Source organism: Sorangium sp. So ce128 (assembly GCF_051525245.1).
In the GTDB taxonomy this organism is placed as follows: domain Bacteria; phylum Myxococcota_A; class Polyangia; order Polyangiales; family Polyangiaceae; genus Sorangium; species Sorangium cellulosum_B.
In genome coordinates this window covers 6,012,405-6,033,967 of record NZ_CP150313.1, presented here as the reverse complement: position 1 = coordinate 6,033,967, position 21,563 = coordinate 6,012,405, and the positions used below count along the sequence as shown (strand labels likewise).

General features: G+C 70.1%; 11 protein-coding genes and 2 pseudogenes. 6 read left to right on the top strand and 7 right to left on the bottom strand.

Annotated elements, in window-relative coordinates; genetic code table 11:
* Positions 1-193 precede the first annotated feature (193 nt).
* Positions 194-367, bottom strand: a complete 174-nt coding sequence (locus WME82_RS22885) for a hypothetical protein (RefSeq protein ID WP_438044532.1) — start codon at positions 365-367, stop codon at positions 194-196.
* A gap of 106 nt (positions 368-473) precedes the next feature.
* On the opposite strand from WME82_RS22885, the gene WME82_RS22880 reads away from it, so the two are divergent.
* The 3 genes and pseudogenes from WME82_RS22880 to WME82_RS22870 all read left to right on the top strand — a co-directional run bounded on the left by WME82_RS22880 (position 474) and on the right by WME82_RS22870 (position 3,873).
* A complete protein-coding gene (locus WME82_RS22880; RefSeq protein ID WP_438044531.1) occupies positions 474-1,337 on the top strand; it encodes a transposase in 864 nt (287 codons plus the stop codon).
* A 127-nt stretch (positions 1,338-1,464) separates the two neighbouring features.
* A pseudogene (locus tag WME82_RS22875) lies at positions 1,465-1,701 on the top strand (ATP-binding protein); the annotation flags it as partial.
* A gap of 582 nt (positions 1,702-2,283) precedes the next feature.
* Entirely contained in the window at positions 2,284-3,873 is a 1,590-nt protein-coding gene (locus tag WME82_RS22870) for an IS1182 family transposase (protein ID WP_438044530.1), read from the top strand.
* 382 nt (positions 3,874-4,255) lie between these two features.
* On the opposite strand, the gene WME82_RS22865 is transcribed toward WME82_RS22870, so the two are convergent.
* Complete coding sequence (locus WME82_RS22865) at positions 4,256-4,735, bottom strand: hypothetical protein (protein ID WP_438044529.1); 480 nt, start codon at positions 4,733-4,735, stop codon at positions 4,256-4,258.
* 431 nt (positions 4,736-5,166) lie between these two features.
* Between WME82_RS22865 and WME82_RS22860 the strand changes: the two are divergent.
* Positions 5,167-6,045 (top strand): annotated as a pseudogene (locus WME82_RS22860) (transposase); the annotation flags it as partial.
* Positions 6,046-6,813: 768 nt separating this feature from the next.
* Here WME82_RS22860 and WME82_RS22855 read toward each other — a convergent pair.
* The 5 genes from WME82_RS22855 to rph form a co-directional block, all read right to left on the bottom strand.
* Entirely contained in the window at positions 6,814-7,890 is a 1,077-nt protein-coding gene (locus WME82_RS22855) for an alpha/beta hydrolase (RefSeq protein ID WP_438044528.1), read from the bottom strand.
* 1,415 nt (positions 7,891-9,305) lie between these two features.
* Positions 9,306-11,093, bottom strand: a complete 1,788-nt coding sequence (locus tag WME82_RS22850) for a hypothetical protein (protein ID WP_438044527.1) — start codon at positions 11,091-11,093, stop codon at positions 9,306-9,308.
* Between the two features lie 59 nt (positions 11,094-11,152).
* On the bottom strand, positions 11,153-12,148 hold the full coding sequence (locus tag WME82_RS22845; RefSeq protein ID WP_438044526.1) for a hypothetical protein: 996 nt from the start codon (positions 12,146-12,148) through the stop codon (positions 11,153-11,155).
* Entirely contained in the window at positions 12,145-12,717 is a 573-nt protein-coding gene (locus WME82_RS22840; RefSeq protein ID WP_438044525.1) for an RNA polymerase sigma factor, read from the bottom strand. Before WME82_RS22840 ends, WME82_RS22845 begins: the two co-directional genes overlap by 4 nt.
* A 261-nt stretch (positions 12,718-12,978) precedes the next feature.
* The gene (gene rph / locus WME82_RS22835) at positions 12,979-15,591 is read right to left on the bottom strand and encodes a rifamycin-inactivating phosphotransferase (RefSeq protein ID WP_438044524.1); all 2,613 of its coding nucleotides are present in this window, start codon (positions 15,589-15,591) and stop codon (positions 12,979-12,981) included.
* A 208-nt stretch (positions 15,592-15,799) separates the two neighbouring features.
* On the opposite strand from rph, the gene WME82_RS22830 reads away from it, so the two are divergent.
* Positions 15,800-19,927, top strand: a complete 4,128-nt coding sequence (locus WME82_RS22830; RefSeq protein ID WP_438044523.1) for a protein kinase domain-containing protein — start codon at positions 15,800-15,802, stop codon at positions 19,925-19,927.
* Between the two features lie 248 nt (positions 19,928-20,175).
* The gene (locus WME82_RS22825; protein ID WP_438044522.1) at positions 20,176-21,510 is read left to right on the top strand and encodes a hypothetical protein; all 1,335 of its coding nucleotides are present in this window, start codon (positions 20,176-20,178) and stop codon (positions 21,508-21,510) included.
* Positions 21,511-21,563 lie beyond the last annotated feature (53 nt).

The following is a 21,563-nucleotide window of genomic DNA, read 5'->3' as shown; positions in this document are numbered from 1 at the left end:
CGGGTGTGGCCTGCGCGACCACAGGGCGGCGGCGCCCCGTCTCGACGTCCGTTGGCGGTCGCAGGGTCCTCGTGCCGCGTCGCCGAGGACGCGCTTGCGGTGCCGAACCGGCGCGAGCCGCCGGAGCCCAGCGACGCGGCTACCCAGGCCTGCGCTCGGGCGGCAGAGCCCGACGTTTGCAGGTTGAAACAGATCAATCGCAGATGGCGCCCGCGTAGTTACCGGTCACCTCGACGGTGGGCGTGCCGGGTTCGATTTGAGCGGCGATGGCCTGGGCCTGGCAAGTCGGAAGCGACTCATTGTCCCTGATCGAGCGCTCTTGCACCACGGTCTCGAGTGAGCCGAGCGCAGCGACGTTCGTGAGCATCGGGTTTTGCCTGTGTTGGGCGGTGCCTGGTCGCGCATCATGGGATCAGACATCCGAGAGCCGCCTCTTGCCGGGCTGAGAGCCGCCGCTCGCCGCAGCAGCGGTCGTGGTCGCGCCCTACCTCTCCGCCATGGCGCCGCCAGGTCCCGCCGGCTTTTGTCTCGCTGAATTCCCCGCGACGCTCACCGCCACGGCCCCCAACCAGATCTGGACGTGTGACATCACCAAGCTGCGCGGGCCGCTGCCCGGCGTCTTCTACTGCCTGTACGTCGTCCTCGACCTGTTCAGTCGCATGACCGTCGGCTGGCTGCTCGCCGAGCGCGAGAGCGCAGAGCTCGCCGAGCACCTGTTCGCAGAGACCGTCGCCCGCCACAGCGTCGAGCCCGGCTCGCTCACGGTGCACGCCGACCGCGGCTCCGCGATGAGGTCGGAGGGGCTCGCTCAGCTCTTCGGCTCGCTCGGCGTTGTTCGTAGCTTCAGCCGGCCTCACGTCAGTGAGGACAACGCCTTCTCCGAGTCGCAGTTCAAGACGCTCAAATACCAGCCCGACTATCCGGAACGCTTTGCCTCGCTGGCTCATGCACGAGCGTGGTGCCAGGAGTTCTTCAGCTGGTATAACGACCTTCATCAGCATTCTGGCCTTGCGCTCTTCACACCTGCTGATGTATTCTATGGCCGCGTCGAAGATATCGCGGCTCGGCGCCAGGTCGCCCTCGGCACGGCCTACGCCGCGCATCCTGAACGCTTCCCGAACGGTCCGCCCGTCGTGCGCAGGCCGCCCGCTTCGGTAGTGATCAACCCGCTGTCCGTCGACGCCGCCGCATGCGAGGACGCGGCGCCGCCGCACACGGACACGACCAGCGCCGCGCCCGAGCCCATCGCTGCGCCCACGGCCGTGCCGCGGCCACCCCGATCTCGACCGGTTGGGGCCCAGAGCCGGAACGCGCCCCTCAGCGCCATCCCCTCATAGGATTCTCGTCCGGCCTGTCTCAAACCCGTTGGCATTCTCCGTGCTGATCCTCGACGACTTCGCCCTCGAGGCGATGAACAAGGAGGAGAGCCGCGACGTGTACTAGCTCTTCCTCGAACGCACAGGCAACGCTTCGATGATCGTCACGAGCAATCGCGACACGGCCGAGTGGCTCGCGATGTTCGACGACGTGCTGCTCGCGCAGAGCGCCGTCGATCGGTTCAAGAACGCGGCGTTCGACTTCATCATCGAGGGGGAGTCGTACAGACCGCGGCTCAAGCCGAAGCTCGACGAGAGCAACACCGCCGCGCCGGTGCCCGCGCGCAGCAAGCCGCCCACCCACCCACGCGGCAGGCGGCGATGACCGCTGCGGCCCCGGCGAGGACGTCGAGCCCGGGGCCGCGCCTCTGACCCCTCGCTCCGATCGGTGTGCCTTGCCCCCTCGTCGACGGGACCGCGGGTGTCGCCGGGGGGGCGGGGTGGACCCTCCTACTCCTGAACGTCGCGGCCCCTGCTTGGGATCTACCCGGGGCCTGGGTGGCCCCATGACCCTGCGAAAAGAGAGACGTCGTCGGTCGCTGCGCGCCCGGCTCCGGGGGCCTCGACACGCTCCGCGGTCTCGGGCATGGTCGAGACCGATCACGTCGTCTCCCCCTGGTCCCATGACCCTGCGACGGGGTGGCCCCATGACCCTGCGACGTGGCATCCGTCGGTACGTGCCTTCGACGGGTGGCGAGCTTCTGGCGCGAGATCGACGACATCCGAGCTTTCCTCGGAATCTAATTTCTCGTCACAGCATCACCGGCGCTCGCTGGACTGGCGGTCGCAGTATCCCGCAAGCTCTAGAGGACCGATCAGGTTGATTTTGCGATAATTCTGGTCGCTTCGATGCAAGGCTCGACGGTCTCGTCGGGCCATGATCTCGTCCGCGTCCGGAGGTGCACGGATGGAACGATGGTCGCCGCCGGTGGAGCTGTCGCGGCAGGAGCAGGCGCTGATGAAGCGGCTGACGCGCGTGAGAGCACTGTTCGGCTTTCTCAGGCAGCACCGGCACGAGCTGTTCGATGAGACGTTCCAGGAGCAGCTGGAGGGCATGTACCGGACGACGGGGGCAGGCGAGGCGCCGCATCCACCGGCGCTGATGTGCATGGTCACGCTGCTTCAAGGCTACGTCGGCGCATCGGATGCCGAGGCGGTGGAGTTGTGCGTTGTCGACCTGCGCTGGCAGATGGTGCTCGGCTGCCTGGGTGCGGCGACGCCGCCGTTCTCGCAGGGCGCGCTGCAGGCGTTCCGAGAGCGGATGGTCGCGCACGAGATGGACCGGATGCTGCTGGAGCGGACCGTAGCGCTTGTTCGGTCCGGCGCGATGACGGAGGGCGAGAGGCGTGCGGTGTCCAAGGCGCTGCGCGTGGCCATCGATAGCCGCCCTTTAGCGGGGGCCGGGCGGGTTGAGGACACGATCAACCTGCTCGGCCACGCTGCACGCAGCATCGTCCGCGTCGTGTCGAAGATCACGGAGCGTCCGCCCGAGGAGATCTGCCGCAAGGCGGGCATCCCGCTGCTTCTGGCTCCCAGTATCAAGGCCGGGCTCGACCTGGACTGGAGCGACCCGAAACAGAAGGCGGCAGCGATTCAGATCCTGGAGCGGCAGGTCTCGTCGCTGCAGCAGTGGGTCGACCGCCACCTGGACGACGTCGTCGAGCAGCCGCTTCGCACCTATCTGGACGCGGTCACACAGGTTCGAGACCAGGACCTGGAAACAGCCGAGGATGGGACCGTTCGCATCCGGCAAGGCGTTGCGCCTGACCGCCGTGTCTCCATTGAAGACGCCGAGATGCGCCACGGTCGCAAGAGCCGCTCGAAGCGCTTCGACGGCTACAAGGAACATATCGCGCGCGACTTTGACCTTCCGGTCATCGTCGCCTGCGCGATCACGCCGGCGAATCGGCCCGAAGAGGAGGGGGCCGCGCCGATCGCCAAGGACATCCAGCATCAGGGGCTGCGCCTGGGTGAGCTGCACATCGATCGAGCCTACGTGAACAGTCCCGTCGTCGATGACGTGATCCGAGCGGGCGGCCAGGTGTTCTCGAAGCCTTGGGGGCAGCGGGCTCGCAGCCCGGAGCTATTCAGCAAGCGCGACTTCAAGATCAACCTGCGCGCCAAGACAATCACGTGTCCAGCGGGGCAGATCGAGGTGTTCGAACCGGGCGATACGGTCGAGTTTGATCCTGAGGAGTGTGGCGCGTGCCCCCTCCGAGCCAAGTGCACGCAAGCTGCCTCGGGGCGAGGGCGGACCGTGTCCATCGCCGAGGATGAAGCTCTGCAGGGCAAGTTCCGGAAGTTGCAGCAGACCGGAGCAGGACGCGCCGTGCTCCGGCAGCGGACAGCTGTGGAGCATGCGCTCGCCCATATCGCGGCGCGGAAAGGACACTGCGCGCGCTACATCGGCGCCAGGAGAAATCTGTTCGACCTCCGGCGCACCGCAGCCATCCAGAATCTTGAGGCGGCCCAGCGGCTGATCCAGGAGGCTGCATAACATATCGAAATTAGACGATTTTCAACATGTTCGGCGTTCTAGCGGTGACTTGGACGAGCACTCGCGATCTCGCGCACAGCGCGATGCGTGACACGACTGCTGCGAGCCGCAAGATTCAGGCGGAATGAATTAGCGCATAAACAAGGATGCACTTCCCTTGGCACCTCAATTGAAGAAAGAAGAGCATCAACTCGGCAACAACGCGCCGCTCGATGATATCGCGGTGTCCGCATCGCCAGAGGGGAATCATTCAAGATTCTTACTGCGTCACGGATTCGGAAATCCGAGTCATTTTGAGCGCTTGCAGATCTGCGTGATGCAGTGGTGTTAGGCGCCTCCTGAGAGACCGCCTATCAATTCCGGCGTGGGTGGGAGAGGGAAGTCAGAAGAAGACCTCCTCGGTCGTGAAGAAGTCGAAGAGATTGGCCTGGTTGTTTAGGACCACGAAGGCGTCGTTCGCGCCGGACAGTAGCGCTTCCTGCACGTTCGTGCTCCCGTTTCCGGCGGCGTCGGTGGTGAGCGTGGCGTCGATCTCGGTGCACTCGGGGACGATTGCCGCCCCGTTCTGCGTCTGGATCAGCCGGATGTTGTAGGTGGCGTTGGCCGTTCCGCCCTGGAGCACCACGTTCGCGATCAGCTTGCGCGAGCCGGTCGGGTGGATGATCGCGAAGCCGAAAGGCGTGGGCAGCGACGGAGGTACGATGTCGCCGTTGCAGTCTCGATTGGTCCGGGTGAGTGTCACCTTCTGGTCACGCGCTTGTGCGCTCTGCGCGCCGATCCCCGTCACTGTGATGCACGCGGCCGCCGCTATCACCAACGCGGACACGAGATGGGCAGGCTTGCGCCCGAGAAACGTCTTCATCGCATTCTCCTTTCCTGCACGGCACTGTCGCCCGCCGTTCGACGGGCGTTTTCATAGCTCCGCCGAGATGGCCGGTCCTCCGGTGCGCACGCGATATCGCGTGCTCCCTCACCGTGCTATGTGGAGGGGGTATAGCCGCTGGGTCCTACCCGATCAAGTCAGGCGGGGAGCGATTCATGGGCATGGGGTTCAATCTGCGTGCGTGGCGTGTCCGCGACGGGTGAGCACCCGTCAGGGCGCACGCGCGACAGAAAAGGGCGCGACGGTCGCACGCGGCTGCGTTCGCCGCAGGCGGCGAGCGGCGCTCGTCCTCACGGCGAAAAGCTTCGCCACCAGCACGTTCTCCCCCATCCCACCAGCGTGGTGTAGACAAGGACAGTCCCGACGCGGCTTTCGAGCGTCGAGAGCGACGCTTCTCCGCGGCGTGCGACGGGTTCGACGTGCATTGCGCGGTGCGCATCGCAGCGGATGATGATCAGGGGCGCGAGAGGCTCGTGCGGTACTGCACCCGCCCGGCCTTCGCACTCGATCGAATCGAGCTCCTGCCCGATGGGCGTATAGCGTACTTGATGAAGATACCTCGGCGGGGACGCACTCACCGCGTCATGAATCCACTGGAGTTCAGGGCCCGGCTCGCGGCTTTGATTCCTCCGCCGAAGATCCCGCTTGTGAGATACCATGGCGTGTTCGCGCCTCGCTCGTCGTGGCGCTCTCTCGTGACACCCAAACCACCGGCCCGCGCCGCGAAGTCTGAGCCGTGCGCGGGGCACGCGCCTGTGCCCGCGTCGCCCGCGCCCGCGTCGCCGTGCGCTCCCCCGGCGCTCTCAGCGAGGTCGCTCGTGCATGCCGACCCCACGGTGCGAGTTGAGCCGACCCTGATCTCGGTCTTGCACTGGGGGCGACTGCTCGAAGGGGAGTTGTTCGCTACGTCGCGCTACGTCGAGTGGGCCGTGCTCATGAAGCGCTCGTTTCGGGTTCGATGCGCTCCGATGCCCGAGATGCGAACGGAGGATGCGCGTGCTTTCCACGATCACCGACTCAGCGGTGGAGCGCCGCATCCTCGATCATCTGAACTTGCCCTCGCAGCCCCGAACGGCAGCACCCGCGCGCGATCCAACGTGGGAACCGATGGCGTTCGGGTTCGACGCGGCGCAGGTGGGCACCCGGCCCGAGCCCGTCATGGCGAACGCACGTCGCGGTCGTCGAGCCAGAGCTGCACCCAATGCACGGCGCGCGGGCCCTGCGACGGGGCGAGCGGGTGTCTGATGCGCGAAAGACGGCTTGCCCGGCGCCGTTCCCGCGGGGCTTGATACGGGCGAGAGTTCTATGGTTTCCTATCCGCCCCGTCCCTCCCGATCCGCCGGCTGGCGGCGAGCCGCCCGACGAACCTGGCGTGCCAGGATCGGCATCTTCGCTGCTGCAGGCCGCGGCGGCCGCGACGAGGAGCGCCGTCGATGCGACGAGTCGAAAGCGAGGGAAAGCCGTCTTCATGGTGGAGAAAGGAAATCCAAACGTCTCGGAGACGTCAAGCCCCAATTGGCGCGGGGGACCTGGTGGTGGCGATGCGGAGCAGCAGCAGGGTGCCCACGCTCACCTCATGGCGTGTTGGCGCCCCGTAGAGGCAACCCCCGCTTACGCGGCAGATCGGCGACGGCGGCGGACCAGCGCGCCGAGCCCTGCCACGAGCAATCCGACGAGTGCGCCGCGAGGCAGCTGACCACTGGAGGCCAGGTTGGTGGGTAGGGGGTCCAAACGCGTTTGCGAAGGCAAGTGCCCACTCGCCCCAACGTTCGGTTGACATCATCGCACAACCACGACGTGGTCGTGCCATCCAGAATACCCTAGTAATTTTAGCGGGTAAGCGTGTCCCGTTGGGCTCAGCGGTTACCGCTCTACTGTACGCGCCTCCAGAGTGAGCACGCGGGCAGCGGACGCTTGATGCCCTCGGGTGTTGGCGGAGCCGACGTTGCCAGCGCCAGCGTGAGCGAGGTCGCAGCCCAGATTGAAGGTCGGACCGGGAGGGGGTCGGGAGCGCGGAGGGGAGCGGGAGCGGGCGCTCCAGCACCCTCGACGCGAGGTTATTCCCAGTTCTTGCGCTGGGGATTCTCCCAAGGCGCCTTGCACAACACGCAATCATCGCCGAAGAAATGGTCCCGCGCGCCCATGTCGTTGTAGATCCAGTAGCGCATCCATGCGACGATCGCGGGCCGCTCTTCGCCGCCGCCGTCGCTCTCGATGTATGCATGAGGCGCGCCCGTCAGCGTTGCCAGGAATGTGGGCACTTCGGACATGTCGTAGGTGTCCTGCTGGAGGGGCATGCCGACAGTATCCCGGGTGCCAGTCGTCTGCAGCATCGTGCCGTGGAGGTCGGCCGAGGCCCTGTGGCCGTGGATCGAGACGACAGTGGCCACCGCCTCGTGACCGCCGAGTTGCACGGCCGAGGTGCCGCCGACCGAGAAGCCCATCGAGACCGCGTGATCGACGTAGAGCTTGCCCTGGTATTTGCCTGGCGCGTCGTTCTGCTCCAGGATCCAATTGAGACCATCCTCCATCTTCCTGAGATTGCCTGCGTCGCCGGGGCCGCCACTGAGGACGGGGCACCCGACGACCACGAAACCGTGAGAAGCAAAGTTCGTCAGCATGGTCGTGTGCACCGCCACCTGCTGGCCGATGCCGGGGCCGAAAACGATCGGAGCATGCAAGAAGCCGTCCACACCCAAGGGTTCGGGCCTAAACACCGTATAGGCTCCGTTCGGTCCCACGTTCCGCTCCACGGTCGTCGCGAACGGACCCTCGGCAGAGTAATCCGTGATGGGCGGGAGCGCCGAACCACCGGCTCCGCCGGCTCCTGCGCCGCCGTCACCTGCTCCGCCCGCGCCCGCGCCGGCTCCTGCGCCGCCGTCACCTGCTCCGCCCGCGCCCGCGCCTGCTCCGCCCATTCCACCGGCGCTGGTGTCGGCACCGCTACTGGCCGCGCCACCCGACCCAGCGGTTCCGCCGGTCGACGCCCCGCTGGTGGTGGCTGACACGCTCGAACTGCCCGCACCGGCAGCTTGTGCCGCGCCGCCGTTGTCTTCGCCGCACGCCAGCAGCGCGACGCTCGAGAGCAAGCAGAAGACATTGAAGCGCCTGACGGCTTTCTTTTTGTTGTACATGAGGCCTCTCTGGTTACGTCACGCCAGCGTCAAGCGCCTGCTTCAGGCCGACGATGACGAAGTTGGCAGACAGGTGGTTGCCAGGCGTTCCGCCTTGGAACCGTTGCAACGCTCCCCTGCATGCTGCTCATCTCGAGTGAGAGCCGACCGTCAGGGTCAACGCGCATGAAGAAGAAGGGCCCGATGCGCATGACGGTCTATCCAGGGTAAAGCGGAAGAGTATCCAGAAAGATAATGTGAACGTTCACATTGCCGGCGTCAATCAAAAACCGCCGCGCGGCGATCCTCGATGATCCGATGGGTGCGCAGCGGCGGCCGGCCTCGTGAGATGCAGCGGCGCTCCGGGCCGTACGGCGGACGTGGCTCGGACGGAGATGCCGAAGTCCGTGATCGCGACGCCGCCGGCAGCAGCGGCCACCGCGCAGCAAGCCGCGGGCATCACGGCGGGCCCGGCAGGTGCTGCTGCGAGCGGCGGTGAGGAGAACGTTTGCGGGCCGAAGGGTGCGGCGGCGCCCCCCGGCGCGGAGGTCCGCTCCGCGCGAGGTGGCGCGGGGCCAGGCGAGGCGCGCTTCGGCGTCAGCGGCTGCATCGAGGCTGGCGTTGCCGCATCGCGCTTCACAGTCCCGCTCCCGCTCGCCGGAAGGTCGTGAGCGTGCACGACGCCCGGCGGCTTGGGCACCACCGCGCTGCGCCACTCGGCGTGAGGCGCGAGCACGCCGTCATTGCGCGGTGCGCATCGCAGCGGATGATGATCAGGGGCGCGAGAGGCTCGTGCGGTACTGCACCCGCCCGGCCCTCGCACTCGATCGAATCGAGCTCCTGCCCGATGGGCGTAAAACCACCGGCCCGCGCCGCGAAGTCTGAGCCGTGCGCGGGGCACGCGCCTCTGCCCGCGTCGCCGTGCGCTCCTCCGGCGCTCTCAGCGAGGTCGCTCGTGCATGCCGACCCCACGGTGCGAGTTGAGCCGACCCTGATCTCGGTCTTGCACTGGGGGCGACTCGAGCTCGCGGAGCGCAGCTCCGGGTTCCCGACGCACAGCTGAGAGGTGTAACTGCGGAGACCGCCCATCGTGATTACGCAGATCACGCCATCGTGATCACCGCGATCGCGCATCGTGATCGCCCTCGGAGCGAAGCGACGCTGGTCCGTGTCAGAGCAACGAACGCTGCCAGGTTGGCCCTTATGGCGGGTCCTACGGACAGTGTGTTCCGCTCGTCGTCAAGAGCTGTGGACCCTGCGCGGCATCGAAAGACTGTCATTGCGGCGCCTTTTGCTGGCCCAAGGGCATGGCCTGCCCCTGACGGCTGACCGGCCGCCGCTCGCCTCCCATTCCCTCGGGAAACGCCTTGACCCAACCGTCCTCTGAGGACCCGACAGGGTTGGATTCTGGGCTGACGTTTGCAGTCTGGAATGGATCAGTCGCAGGTGCCGCCCGCGTAGTTGCCGGTCACCTCGATGGTGGGCGTGCCGGGTTCGATCTGATCGGCGATGGCCTGGGCCTGGCAAGTCGGAAGCGACTCATTGTCCCTGATCGAGAGCTCTTGCACCACGGTCTCGAGTGAGCCGAGCGCAGCGATGTTCGTGAGCCTCGGGTTTTGCCTGATCAGGAGCGAGGGGACCGAGGTCAGGTTGTCGAGCCCAGAAAGGGAGACGAGTCGATCGTTGTCGAGGATGTAGATGTAGCTGGTCGCGGCTTCGAGCATCTCGAGCCCGGTGAGGTCGCTCAGCCTCCGGTTTCCGGCGACCCACAGGGCCCTGAGGACGTGATTGTCGGGGTTGAGGCCGGTGAGGCTCTCGAGATCGGCGTTGTCGGCGACGGAGAGATCCTCGTCGATCTTGGCGTTCTCGAGGCCCTCGAGGTTCGTCACGCCCGTCGCATGGATCGCGACGAGGTCTGCACGCGTCAAATTGCTCAGGGCTCGGAGGGACGTGATGCCCGGCGCGCGGAAGAACATGATGGATCCGATGCGCGTGAGGCCCTGTAGGCCATCGATGTTCGTGAGCGCGGCGTTCCCCTCCAAACGGAGCTCACCGAGCTCGACGCCCGCGAGCGCGTCGATGTTCTCGAGCGCGTCGTTCTCGTTCACGTGAAGATGGCTTATCTCGCTCATGTTGTGCAGGCCGGCGAGATCGCGGAGCTTGTCGTTGTTGTCGATGACCACCTGCAATCCGCGAGTGAGGCCGTGGAGGCCGGCGATGCTCAGCAGCTCGCGATTTTGGCCGACGTAGAGCTGATCGCGGACCTCGGTCAGCGACGACAGGGCGTCGAGGTTCGTGAGCGAGTCATTGCTGGCGATCAGGAAGTTTTCGACTCGCTCCACCCGGAGACCGTCGAGACGTTCGAGCGCCGGGTTGTGGCTGACGGAGAGGTGCTCCGCGTCCGTGATACCAAGGCCGTCCAGGCTCTCCAGGCTCAGATTCCCGTTGATGTCGAGGTAGTTCGATCTCTCGACGTAGAGCTCGAGGCCGTGGAGATCGAGCAGGGCGACGTTGTCGAGGATGCTGAAGTAGCGGCCCACGTGACGAAGCCCTTCGAGGCCTGAAAGGGAGCGCAAGGCGCCGGTGTTCATGACGGTGAGGTCGTTCGTGACCACCTCCAGCCGTTCGAGCCCGCTCAGATCCTCGAGCGCGTCGCTCGTGATTTCGACGATGTCCGCCCCGGTCAGGCACTTGAGGTGCTGGAGGTCCTCGACGCTGCCGGCGAGCGCGACGTTGCCCGCGCTGTGAATGAGCGGCAGCGCGTCGAGCTGCGCCTGGGTCTTCACCTGGATCGGAGCGAGATGGGCGACGGAGTCCGCGCACTCCGGGTCGGTCGGCTTGCCTGGGAGGCTATCTCCTGCGCCTCCTGCGCCACCGCCGCCGGTGGGCGGCATACCGCCGCCTCCATCGTTGGCGCCAGCTCCGCCCGCGCCCGTCGCGGTGGTGACTCCGCCGCCGGTGCCTGTCGCGGTGGTGACTCCGCCGCCGGTGCCTGTCGCGGTGGTGGCCCCGCCGCCCGCGCCCGTCGCGGCGGCGGTACCCGGCGGGGACCCGCCCGTGCCCGTCGCGGTGCCGGGACCATCACCGTCTCTGGGCTCTTCGCCAATCTGGAGCTCGATCCCGCAGCCGCCGAGGAGCGGCGAGGTCGCCGCAAGCGAAGCGAGAAGGAAGAGGTTCGCGGCGCGCCGCGGGAACGAGGCGCGCGAGGAAAAGCGATTCGACATGGGTGTTCTCCGCCGAAAGGACCGCATCGTGCGGTCACCTGGTGCGTGGAGCGATCGGCTCAGTTTTTTGGAAAGGATCCCTCGAGACCGAGCGATTCGAGCCTGCCCCGGTACGCCGAGCCGGGGAACCGCTCGAGCAGACTCGCGGCGCGGGCGCGCGCCTCGGCCGCGCGGCCGAGGGCGAGCAGGGCGCGGATGGCGATGATCTCGCGCTCTTGACCGAGCGCGCCGGTGGGGAAGCGCCGCGCGTGCTCGACCGTGAGCGCGAGGGACGAAGCAGCGTCGGTGGCGAGCGCGTCCTGCGCTCGATGGAGCAGCTGGACCTCGGTCTCGGCCCCCTCGGCGGCGCCGGCGGATGGAGGGCTCGCGCTCGGGGGGGCCCCGCCGCTCGGCGCGCCCGGCGAGGGGATCGCCGCCTCGTCGGCCCGCGGCGCGGCGGGGCGCGCGCGCGGGAGGAGCTCGTCGTGCGGCGCGGTCGCGCTCGAGGGCTCACGCGCCGCGCCGCGAGCGGCCTCCGATCCGGCGTGTCCGGCGCCGTCGACGCCGGGCTCCGCGGGCCGCGGGGGGGCTTTCGTGGGCGCGGCGGCGCTCGGCCCAGAGGCGCTCGCGATGGCGCTGGGCGCGGCGTCGCGCGACCTGGGCGCGGCGTCGCGCGGCGCCGTGGCGGCGTCGCGCCACCACACGCCGCCCACGACGCCGAGGCCGAGGACCGCGCCGAGGAGCGCGCTGGCGGCCACGGAAGGCCCTGCGGCGGCCGCGGTGAGGTGCCCAGGCGCGGGTGGAGGCGACGGGGGCGGCGACGCGACCTGGGGCGTCCCGGCCGGGGGCGAGGCGACCTGGGGCGTCCCGGCCGGGGGCGACGCGACCTGGGGCGCCCCGGCCGGCGGCGAGGCCCCCGAGGGCGGGAGCGGCCCGAGCGGCAGGCGCGCGGCGAGGCGGGCGAGGTCGGAAGGCCCGGGGAGCTCGCGCCGACCCGCGCGCAGGACGGCGCGCACGGCGTCGGTCGTGTCCGAGGACGCATCGAAGAGCCGCGGCGGATCCTTCGGTTTGCTCAAGGCATCCTCCTCCCGGCCGTGGCGCGCCGCAGGGCGGCCTCGACCGCACGGCGCGCCGCGTAGAGCCGCGCGTACGCCGTCTGGAGCGGGCAGCCCACCGCCTCGGCGACCTCCGTCATCGGCAGCTCCTCCAGCTCGAAAAGCACGAACACCGCGCGTTTGTCGTCGTCCAGCGTCTGGACGCACGCGTCGAGGAGCGCGCGCGCCTGACGGTCCTCGAGCGCCCCGTGCTGGTCCTCGTGCGCTTCCTGGTCGGGCAGCTCGGCGCGCGTGGACTCGCGGCGCCGGTGGGCGCGCTTGCGGTAGTCGGCCGCGACCCGGATGCAGATGCCGTAGATCCAGGTCTGGACCGAGGATCGCCCCTCGAAGCCCGCGAGGCGCCGGTGGACGATCATGAAGACCTCCTGGCAGACGTCCTCCGCGTCGGCTTCATGGACGCCGAGCCGCCGCAGCGCGCGCCAGACGAACGGCGCGTGTTCGAAGAAGAGCTGCTCGAAGGACGGGACCGGGCCTCCCGGCGCGGAGATCGCGCGCGGCCGGCCTTCGGGCGCGGTGGCGAGCAGGGACATGCGCTGGGGTGAGTGGACGCGCGGCGGACGCGTTTTGAAAGAATCGACGCGGCCCTGTCACGGCAGCGCGAGGCCGAGGTCCAGGATCGCCGATACCGGCGACCCCTGGAAGGTACCGTGCCGCGCCGCTGCCGCGTCGGTGTAAAAATGGACGTCTTGCACGGTCCGGCACCGCGAGCCCGAGCCCGACGGCCCCGAGACAGCGGCCCCACGAAGCGGTGCCCAGCGCGGCCCCGACGAGGAGCGCGAGCGCCGCGGATCTCAGGTCAGGATCTCGACATACCCGTCCGTTCCATGCACGCGGATGCGTTGCCCATCCCGGATCCGCCTTGTCGCGTTGTCCACGCCGACGACCGCCGGCAAGCCGTATTCCCGGGCGATCACCGCGCCATGGGTCATCAGGCCCCCCACCTCGGTCACAAGGCCCTTGATGGACACGAACAAGGGCGTCCAGCTGGGATCGGTGAAGGTGGTGACCAGGATGTCCCCCGCCTCCAGCTCCGCGTCGGCCATGTCCAGGAGGACGCGGGCTCGTCCCTCGACAACGCCGGAAGAGACCGCCAGGCCGACGAGGGCTCCGGCGGGGAGATCGGCTCGTCTGTGCGCGCCTGCCACGATTTCCCCGTCGGACGTGATGACGAGCGGCGGCGACAGCTTCTTGTGGAGCTCGTGCTCCGCTCTCCGCTGGCGGACGATCCGGTCGTCCAGCCGATGGGTGCGCACGACCTCGCGAAGCTCGTCGAACGTGAGGTAGTAGATGTCTTCGGCGTCGTGGATCACGCCGGCCTGCACGAGCCGCTCGGCTTCCCGCAGCAAGGCCTGCTTGTAAACGAAGTAGCGATTGACGAGGCCGTACTTCGGATACTCGCGATAGCCGATGAAGCTCCGGAGCCGGTCGATCATCCGCTGGGCCTCGCTGGCCTTCTGCTCCCCGTCCGGCAGCTGCCTCAACCGGTCGAGCAGCGCTCGCGCCCGCTGCGAGGCCTCCTGCCGCCCCTGCTCGAACCTCCGCTCTCCGGCGCGAGGCTCGAAGTTCTTGATGTTGCTCAGGATCAAGGGGACCAGGGTCGCTGGCTTCTCGCTCCAGCGGGCCCTCGTGATGTCGATCTCCCCCGCACATCGCATACCGTATTTGTCGAGGTAAGCCCGGATGGCGTCCCGGGCTTCCTTGCCACCGTCGAGCGCGACAAGCTCATCCAGGAAGCCATCGTGCTTCACGCTCTGCAAATAAGCGACCACGTCCGGATAAGGACGGATCACGTCGGCGACGTCCAGCAGCTCCAGGCCCATCTCCGACGTGATGTTGTTCGACACGGACTGGGAGAGCGTATCCGCGACGCTCCTCTCGCCGAGCCACGCCATCATCTTCTCGTTGATCCACGATGAGGCGTTCATGCCCGCCATGATCACGCCCATGCTGCGCGGACTGAACATGGACTTGCTCAGTCCCTGGATGTCCTCCTGAATGAAGTCGAGCAACGCCGTTCCGGTCCTGGTCCGGATGTCGCGCTTCAGCTCCGCGAGCGAGGCCTGGGTGCGCTCGATCAGCTCCGCGACGATCGCCGGGTCGTCCTCGACCTGCGCGTCGAAGCGCCCGGGCGCCTGCTTGCCCTGGCCGGGGCGCGGGGCCGTCGGATCGTCGGGCAACGGCTCGATGAAGTCTCCCCGCTCGATGATCGTCGAGAGGGCGTCCTTGAAGAGCGGATGGGAGCGCCCAAGGAGTTCCAGGAGGGCGTCCCGGCTGGCCGGTGAGGCCAGCTGCTTCGTGGGATCGACGAACAACCTGCCGCCCGCCGCGACCATGCGGCCGCCAGAGGTCAGCTGGAACAACGACAGCCCAAGGGGCTTCATCGCGTCGGTCATCATCTGTTGATGGCCGACGGAGATGTAGACGTGGTTGCCTCGATCACCGGCTTCGGGGATGGGGTACAGGGTCGTGATCGGCCGGCTCTGGACGACGTGGAGCTCCTCCCCGACCAGGCACCATTCGATGTCCTGGGGGTGGCCGAAATGCCCTTCGATCTGCCGGCCCAGGCGCTCGAGCCGCAGGATCTGCGCATCCGTCAGCGCCGGCTCGTCCTGTCGCTCAGGCTCGATCGCCCGCTCTTCGGTGCCGCCCTCCGTCAGGGCACGCGTGGCCAGCGTCTTTCTGGCGATCACCTTCTCGACGACCTGGCCGTTCCGCACCTTGTAGCGATCGGCGCTCGCCAGGCCGGCGACAAGGGCCTCCCCCAGGCCGAAGCCAGCCTCGATCGACGACACCTTCCGGTTCGACGTGACGGGATCGGCCGTGAAGACGATCCCGGCGGCCTGCGGGAAGACCATCTTCTGCACCACCACCGCCATGTGGACCTTGCGGTGATCGAAGCTGTGCTCGATCCGGTAGGTCACCGCCCGCTCGGTGAAGAGCGATGCCCAGCACCGGCGGACGTGCTGCAGGATCACCTGCGTCCCGAGGACGTTCAGGTACGTATCCTGCTGGCCAGCGAAGGAAGCCCCCGGCAGATCCTCCGCCGTCGCGCTGGACCGTACGGCGTAGGCGTCGCCCGCGCCAAGCCTGGAAAGAACCTGGGTGAGCGCCCCTTGTACGTCCTCGGGGATGGCCGTCCCTTCGATGATCCGGCGCAGCTCGGCGCTGAGCTCCCGGATCCCGTCCCGGTCCTCCACCGCGAGCAACGACAACCGATCGAGCAACCCGCCGATCGACGGCGCTTCTCCCATGATCCGCTGGAAGGCCTCGGTCGTGACGCAGAAGCCAGCGGGCACGCGGATCCCATCGATCCTGGAGAGCTCCCCCAGGTTCGCGCCCTTCCCCCCGACCACGTTGGCCTTCGTTCGATCGACCTCCTGGAGCGCAAGCACATAGGTCCGCATCCGTTCACCTCCATCAGGGCGTCGGCAGCTCGTTCGCGTCGACGGATCGTCACGCCCCCTCGTCGAAGGGCGCCACTATAACGCGAACCAGGAGGGGCTCTACCGAGCGAAATCCGAGCATGGCGACCTCATCAGGCCGACGGAAGGCATCCACGCTTCCGGTGGCTCGACGCGCGCAGTAGCATCGCCCCGGAGGCGAGCCCCGCAGATGCGCTGCACCCTCTGTCACCGCAGGATCGGTGTCGTCACGGGTTGCCCGCTGCACGGCGGCACGGCCGCGAGCGCCGCGAAGGAAGAGGCCGGGGCGGTGGAGGTCGCGCCCCGGGTCCCAGGGTTCGACGGGCTCCGCCTCCTCGACGAGGGCGGCTTCGCCCGCGTGTTCGCGGCCTCGCGGCGCGAGGACGGCCTCGCGGTGGCGCTCAAGATCGCGCGCCACCGAGGCGATCGGCGGTTCTCGCGCGAGGCGGCGGCGCTTCGCCGGATCGGTCCGCCCGCGGTGCCACGGCTGCTCGGCGAGGGCGAGATGGAAGGACGCTTTCCTTACCTCGTCCTCGAGCTCCTCGACGGCGAGACGCTGGCGCGATGGATGGAGGCGCTCCCCGGGGCGGGCGCCGCGGCGCCGGCGGAAGCCATGCGGCTCGTCGATGCGATCGGCGCCGCGGTCGACAGGGTGCACGCGGCCGGCGTCGTGCATCGGGATCTGAAGCCGGAGAACGTGATGCTGCGGCGGATGGGGGGCCCGGCGCCGGAGGTCGCCCTCCTCGATCTCGGGCTCGCGCGGCCGGGGGAGGGGAGCGGCGTGGCGGAGGAGGGGAGCGAGGTCACGCACACGGGGCTCCGGCTCGGCAGCGCGCTGTACATGGCCCCGGAGCAGTGCCTCGACGCGCGCGACGTCGACGGCCGCGCGGACCTGTATGCGCTCGGGGTCGTCGCCTTCGAGCTGCTCACCGGGCGGCCACCCTTCGTCGGAGAGCCCTCGGCCGTCGTCCGCGCGCACGTCTCCCGGCGCCCTCCGCGGCCGTCGGAGATCGCGCCGGTCCCCCGCGGCGCGGACGAGGTCCTGCTCCGCGCCCTGGCCAAGGCGCGGGAGGAGCGATTCGGATCAGCGCGCGCCTTCTCCGAGGCGCTGCGGGCGGCGCTCCAAGGCGATGAACCAGCCCACGATGTCACTGAATCACATCAATTGCGCGATAGGCCATCCAGGGTAACTGGCGAACCAGCCAAGGCGGCCGGCGAACCGTCTCAGCGGGCCGGCCAGGTGCCCCCGTTGGCCGGCCGGTCGACCCTGGACGCCGCGCCGGGCCCGCCCCGGCGAAGCCCCGTGGCGCTCCTCGCGGTCCGCGGCGGCGCGCCGGTGGACCAGGTCGCCGGCATCGCGGCCTCGCTCGGCGGGCGGCTCGCCAGGGTGCAGGACGGGCTCTACGTCATCGCCTTTCCCGGCGCGGCCCGCCAGGGCGCTCGCGCGGCCCTCCAGGCGGCCCGGCGGCTCGTGCGCGCGCCGGGGCACGCCACCTCGGCGGCGGTGCACGTCGCCGAGCTCCAGGTGCGCGAGGGCGCCGCCGGGATGGCCTTCGCAGGGCCCGCGCTCGCGCAGCCCGCGAGCTTCTGGCGCCCCGGCGCGCCCGCGCCGGTCGCGATCACCCCGGAGGCGGCTGCCTTCCTCGAGGAGCCGACCGGACCGGCCGCGCTCATCGAGGAGCCGAGCGGACCGGCAGGCGATGACGGCGCGAGCGCAGGCGCCGCCCCGGCGGCGGCCCCGTCGTCCGAGCTGCCGCTCCGCGGGCGAGACGAGCTGCTCGGCGAGATCGTCGCGCAGGTGCGCGCCGCGTGGCGCGACAGCACGCCGCTCCTGCTCACGCTGCTCGGCGAGGTGGGGTACGGCAAGACGCGCCTCTGGGAGGCGGTCGCCGCGGCGCTCTCGGCCGAGCCCGGCGCGCGGGTGATCGCGCTCGCGGCGAGGCCGCCCGACGTCGCAGAGCCGGCCGGGCTCGTCCGCGCGCTGCTCCGCGCCGCCCTGGCCCTCGGCGACGGCGCGCGCGCCGACGCGATCCGCGCGGCGTGCGTCGCCCGGCTCGGCCCCGAGCTCGGCCTCGCGTCGTGGCCGGCGGTCGCGTTCGCGCTCGACGCCCTGCCGGAGACCGAGCCCGCGGTCGCCGCGGTGCTCGCCGCGCCCGGCGCGCTCCGCCAGACGCTGGCCCGGGCCGCCGGAGAGGCGCTCCGGCGCGCGTGCGCGCTGGAGGGACGCCCGCTCGCGCTGGTCGTCGACGACGCGCAGTGGGGCGATCAGGCCGGCCTCGACGCGATCGAGAGCGCGACCCTCTCGGGGGCCCGCGCGCCGCTCGCCATCCTCGTGGCGGCGCACCCCACGCTGGCCGCGGTGCGCCCGCTCCACGGCGAGCGGGCGGCGCGCTCCGCCCAGCGGGCGCTCCCGCCGCTCGACCCGGGCGCCGCGCGCGCGGCGCTCCTCGATCGGCTGCGCCCGGTCGAGTTCGTGCCCGAGCCGGTCGTCGCGGGCCTGCTCGAGGCGGCGCAGGGGGTCCCGCTCTTCCTTGTCGAGCTCGCGGCCGCGCTCTGGCAGGCGGGCGCCATCCGGAAGGTCCGCGGCGGGCCAGGGTGGTACCTCGCCGCCGACGAGAGCGCGCGGGGCGAGGCGGCACAGGTCATGGACCGGCTCGCGCGCCGCGCCCTCGCCGGCCTGCCGCCGCCGCTCGCCGAGCTCGCGCAGGTGTGCGCCGTGGCGGGCGACGAGCTCGCGATCGACGACCTCGGCAGCCTGCTCGACGAGGCGGCGCGCGCGCAGGCCGTCAGCGCGTGCCGGGACCTGGATCCCGGCGTCGGCCTGTCGCGCCTCGTGCGCCGGGGCCTGCTGCGCGTCGTGGACGCCGCCGGCGCGGGCCGCCTCGCGTTCGCGCACCCGCTCCTTCGCGCGGCGATCGAGGCGGAGGCGCCGCCGGCGCTGCTGCGGCGGCTGCACGGGATCGAGCTCCGCCGCCTGCTCGCGGCGCCCGCGGAGCGGGGCGCCCACCTCGGGCGGATCGCGCGCCACGCGGCCGCGGCGGGCGCGCACGCCGAGGCGGCCGCGGCCTGCTTCGAGCTCGCGGAGGAGGCGCGGCGGCGGCACCTCTACGTCGATGCGGAGCGGCACTACTCCGCGGCGCTTGCGGCGCTCGCGGCGGCTGCGCCCGCGGCGGCGGCCCCCGCGACGGGCATCGCGGTGAGCCGCCGCGCCGTGCTGGCGGGCCGCGGCAAGGTCCGCTACCGGATCCAGCGCTTCGACGACGCCGCCGCCGACCTCCGGGCTGCGCGGGCGATCGCCGAGGCGGAGGGGGATCTCCCGGCCGTCGCGGACCTGCTCCTCGAGGAGGCCACGGTCCTCGACTGGTGCGACGACTACGCGGGCTCGCAGACGCTCGTCGACCGGGCGGCGCCGCTCGTGGAGCGGCTCGGGGACGCCGCGCAGCGGGCGCGCTGCGAGGTCGCGGTGGGGCGCGCGCACTTCCGTTGCCAGCGGCTCGAGGACGCCATCGCGCGCCTCGGGCCCGCGGCCCGGGACGCCGGCGCGCTGGGGGATCACGAGGGCCACGTCATCGCCCTGCTCCTGCTCGCCCCCGCGCTGGTCTACGCCGGCCGCCTCGACGAGGCGGAGGCGCGGTTCCACGAGGTCGTCTCGCGCTGCGAGCGCGTGGGCGACCGGCTGCACCTCGGCATCGCCCTCATGAACCGCGTGACGCTCGGCCTGGCGCGCGAGGATCCGGAGGGCGCGCAGAGCGACCTGCGGACCGCCGTCGCCCTGGCCCGCGAGGTCGGCAACGCCTACCTGGAGCGCGGTCCGGCCCACAACCTGGCCGAGATGCTCTACTGGAGCGGCGAGCTCTCCGAGGCGCTGCCCCTCGCGGTCCGCGCCTTCGAGCTCCAGCGGCGGTTCTTCCAGGCGACCCCGGTGCCCGACTACGCGCTGCTCGTGGCGCGGATCCACGCCGCCCGCGGCGACCTCGCGGAGGCCGCGCGCCACCTCGGCTGGGCGCGGGCGCAGTGCGATCTCGGCGCGGCGCCGCCGGTCACGCGGGTGCTGCTCCGGCTCTGCGCGCAGCTGACGCAGGGCGGGGGAGCGGAGGGCGAGGCGTGGGAGGCGCTCGTCGCCGGGGCGCGGAGCGCGGCGCTGAACAGCGAGCTCATCGAGATCCTCTGCTTCGCGGCGGCCGACGCGCTCCAGCGAGGCAGGCGCGAGGAGGCCCGCCGGTGGCTCGCCGAGGCGGCGCAGATCCCCTGGGGCAAGCGCTTCTGGAAGTGCCGCCTCGCCCACCTCTCGGCGCAGGTCGACGCCGCGCCGCCCTGAGCGCCGCGCCGTGGGCCGGGCGTCTTGAGGTCTCCGGAGCGACAGCGCCCCTCCCGCTGTCGCCGCCGAGGTGACAGCGCGCCGCGGCGGGGCCCGGGATGGCGCGGGATGGCGCGCGATCGCGGCCGGATGAGGCTGGCGCGACGCGTGCAACTCACCGCCAGCAGCCAAGCACCGACGGCCAACTGCCGACCGCCAACTCCGGGACGCGTGCACCGCCCCCAGCTCCTCCTTGTGAAAGGCCCATCATGAACCGACGAACTGCTGGTCTCGCCCTCTCCGCCTTCTCCGCCCTGTCCCTCGCGGCGAGCCTCGCGAACGCGGGCTACGACGCCAGCGCCTCCGACCTCGGCCTCGCCGGTGGGTCGCTCGTGAGCAGCCCGGCGACGCGGCGGACCATCGTGATCGGCAACCACTTTCAGCTCGAGGTCCTGGGCAGCAACCTGCTCACCACGAACCGGGAGAGCCTCAGGGCGCTCACCACGAGCCCGCTGTCGACCAAGGCGTTCGCGTACGGCACGCTCCACGAGGCGCTGCTCGATCCGAACGCGCAGGAGGTGATGCAGGCCCTGGTGGAGTGCGCGCTCGCGAGCGACCAGAGCGTCTCGTGGACTCCGACGCCGGAGGAGCGCGCGGCCCTCGCCGGCGGAAGCGGCGCCTCGGCGGTCTTCAAGGACGGATTCTCGTGGACGCCGATCGAGGGGTTGGTCAAGCCGAGCAAGGACGTCTCCGTGTGGCACGGGCGCGCGGGGCTCTGCCCCGACTGGCACACCGGCGCGCCGTCCGCGGCGTGCCAGGAGCTCGTCTCTGCCTGCCTGTTCGCGAGGAACAACGCGTTCGGCGTGACCGTCGACATCTCGATGGAATGGGGGGACCTCACGCCGGCTGAGCCCTCGGACGCCGCCGCGTTGAGCCCGGAGGCGCTGTCGGCGGCGCTGGCCGACGTCGAGCGCTTTCCGGTGCGGGAGGGGGCGTTCTTCGGCAACCTGCTGGACCCCGATGCGCTGAATGAGCTGGCGGAGGTGGTTCTCAAGAAGAGCAAGTCTGCGTTCTCGATCGTGCGGCCGTCGCTCGGCGAAGGGGAGCTGATCTACGAGAGCGCCTTTGTCTGCCACCCCGAAGAACGCTCCGTGCTGTCCGCCCTTCTGGCGAGCGACCGCGTCTGTGTCCCGCCCAAGGGCACGACCGTGAGCGGCTGCCTGGCCCAGCACGTCGGCGCGTGCCGTGGATACGCGCGGGGCGAGGAAGCCCTCATGGGGGCGTCGTACTTGTGCGGGCCGGAGACGAGCAACCCTGTGACGGGCCGGCCGGTCTACGACTACTGCTTCGCTGGCGGCCGCATCTGGGAGAACCCCATCACCGTGTTCCTGGCGGAGGAGTGCGTGCTCACCCCGGCCGCCTGTGAGTACGTGGAAGATTGGGTCCCGGAGGTGGGGGACCTGCCCCTCTCTGGCCTGTCCAGCCAGGACCAATGCGCCCTCTTTCCGGCGTCGTGCTCGATCGTGAACAGGCCGTTCTCGAAGCTCTCCCCGTTCACGCAGCCGATCACCGCCGACGTCTCGTCTGCCCCCGGTTCCTTCTAACCGGCCTGGCCCGGCGCCTGCCCGGGGCTGAAGCGATCGAGGCGCCGGATCGC

Bases quoted from the DNA above. Each gene is read 5' to 3' on its own strand.
- WME82_RS22885 (WP_438044532.1), bottom strand. From the start codon at position 367: ATGCTCACGAACGTCGCTGCGCTCGGCTCACTCGAGACCGTGGTGCAA.
- WME82_RS22870 (WP_438044530.1), top strand. From the start codon at position 2,284: ATGGAACGATGGTCGCCGCCGGTGGAGCTGTCGCGGCAGGAGCAGGCG.
- WME82_RS22865 (WP_438044529.1), bottom strand. From the start codon at position 4,735: ATGAAGACGTTTCTCGGGCGCAAGCCTGCCCATCTCGTGTCCGCGTTG.
- WME82_RS22855 (WP_438044528.1), bottom strand. From the start codon at position 7,890: ATGTACAACAAAAAGAAAGCCGTCAGGCGCTTCAATGTCTTCTGCTTG.
- WME82_RS22850 (WP_438044527.1), bottom strand. From the start codon at position 11,093: ATGTCGAATCGCTTTTCCTCGCGCGCCTCGTTCCCGCGGCGCGCCGCG.
- WME82_RS22840 (WP_438044525.1), bottom strand. From the start codon at position 12,717: ATGTCCCTGCTCGCCACCGCGCCCGAAGGCCGGCCGCGCGCGATCTCC.
- rph (WP_438044524.1), bottom strand. From the start codon at position 15,591: ATGCGGACCTATGTGCTTGCGCTCCAGGAGGTCGATCGAACGAAGGCC.
- WME82_RS22830 (WP_438044523.1), top strand. From the start codon at position 15,800: ATGCGCTGCACCCTCTGTCACCGCAGGATCGGTGTCGTCACGGGTTGC.
- WME82_RS22825 (WP_438044522.1), top strand. From the start codon at position 20,176: ATGAACCGACGAACTGCTGGTCTCGCCCTCTCCGCCTTCTCCGCCCTG.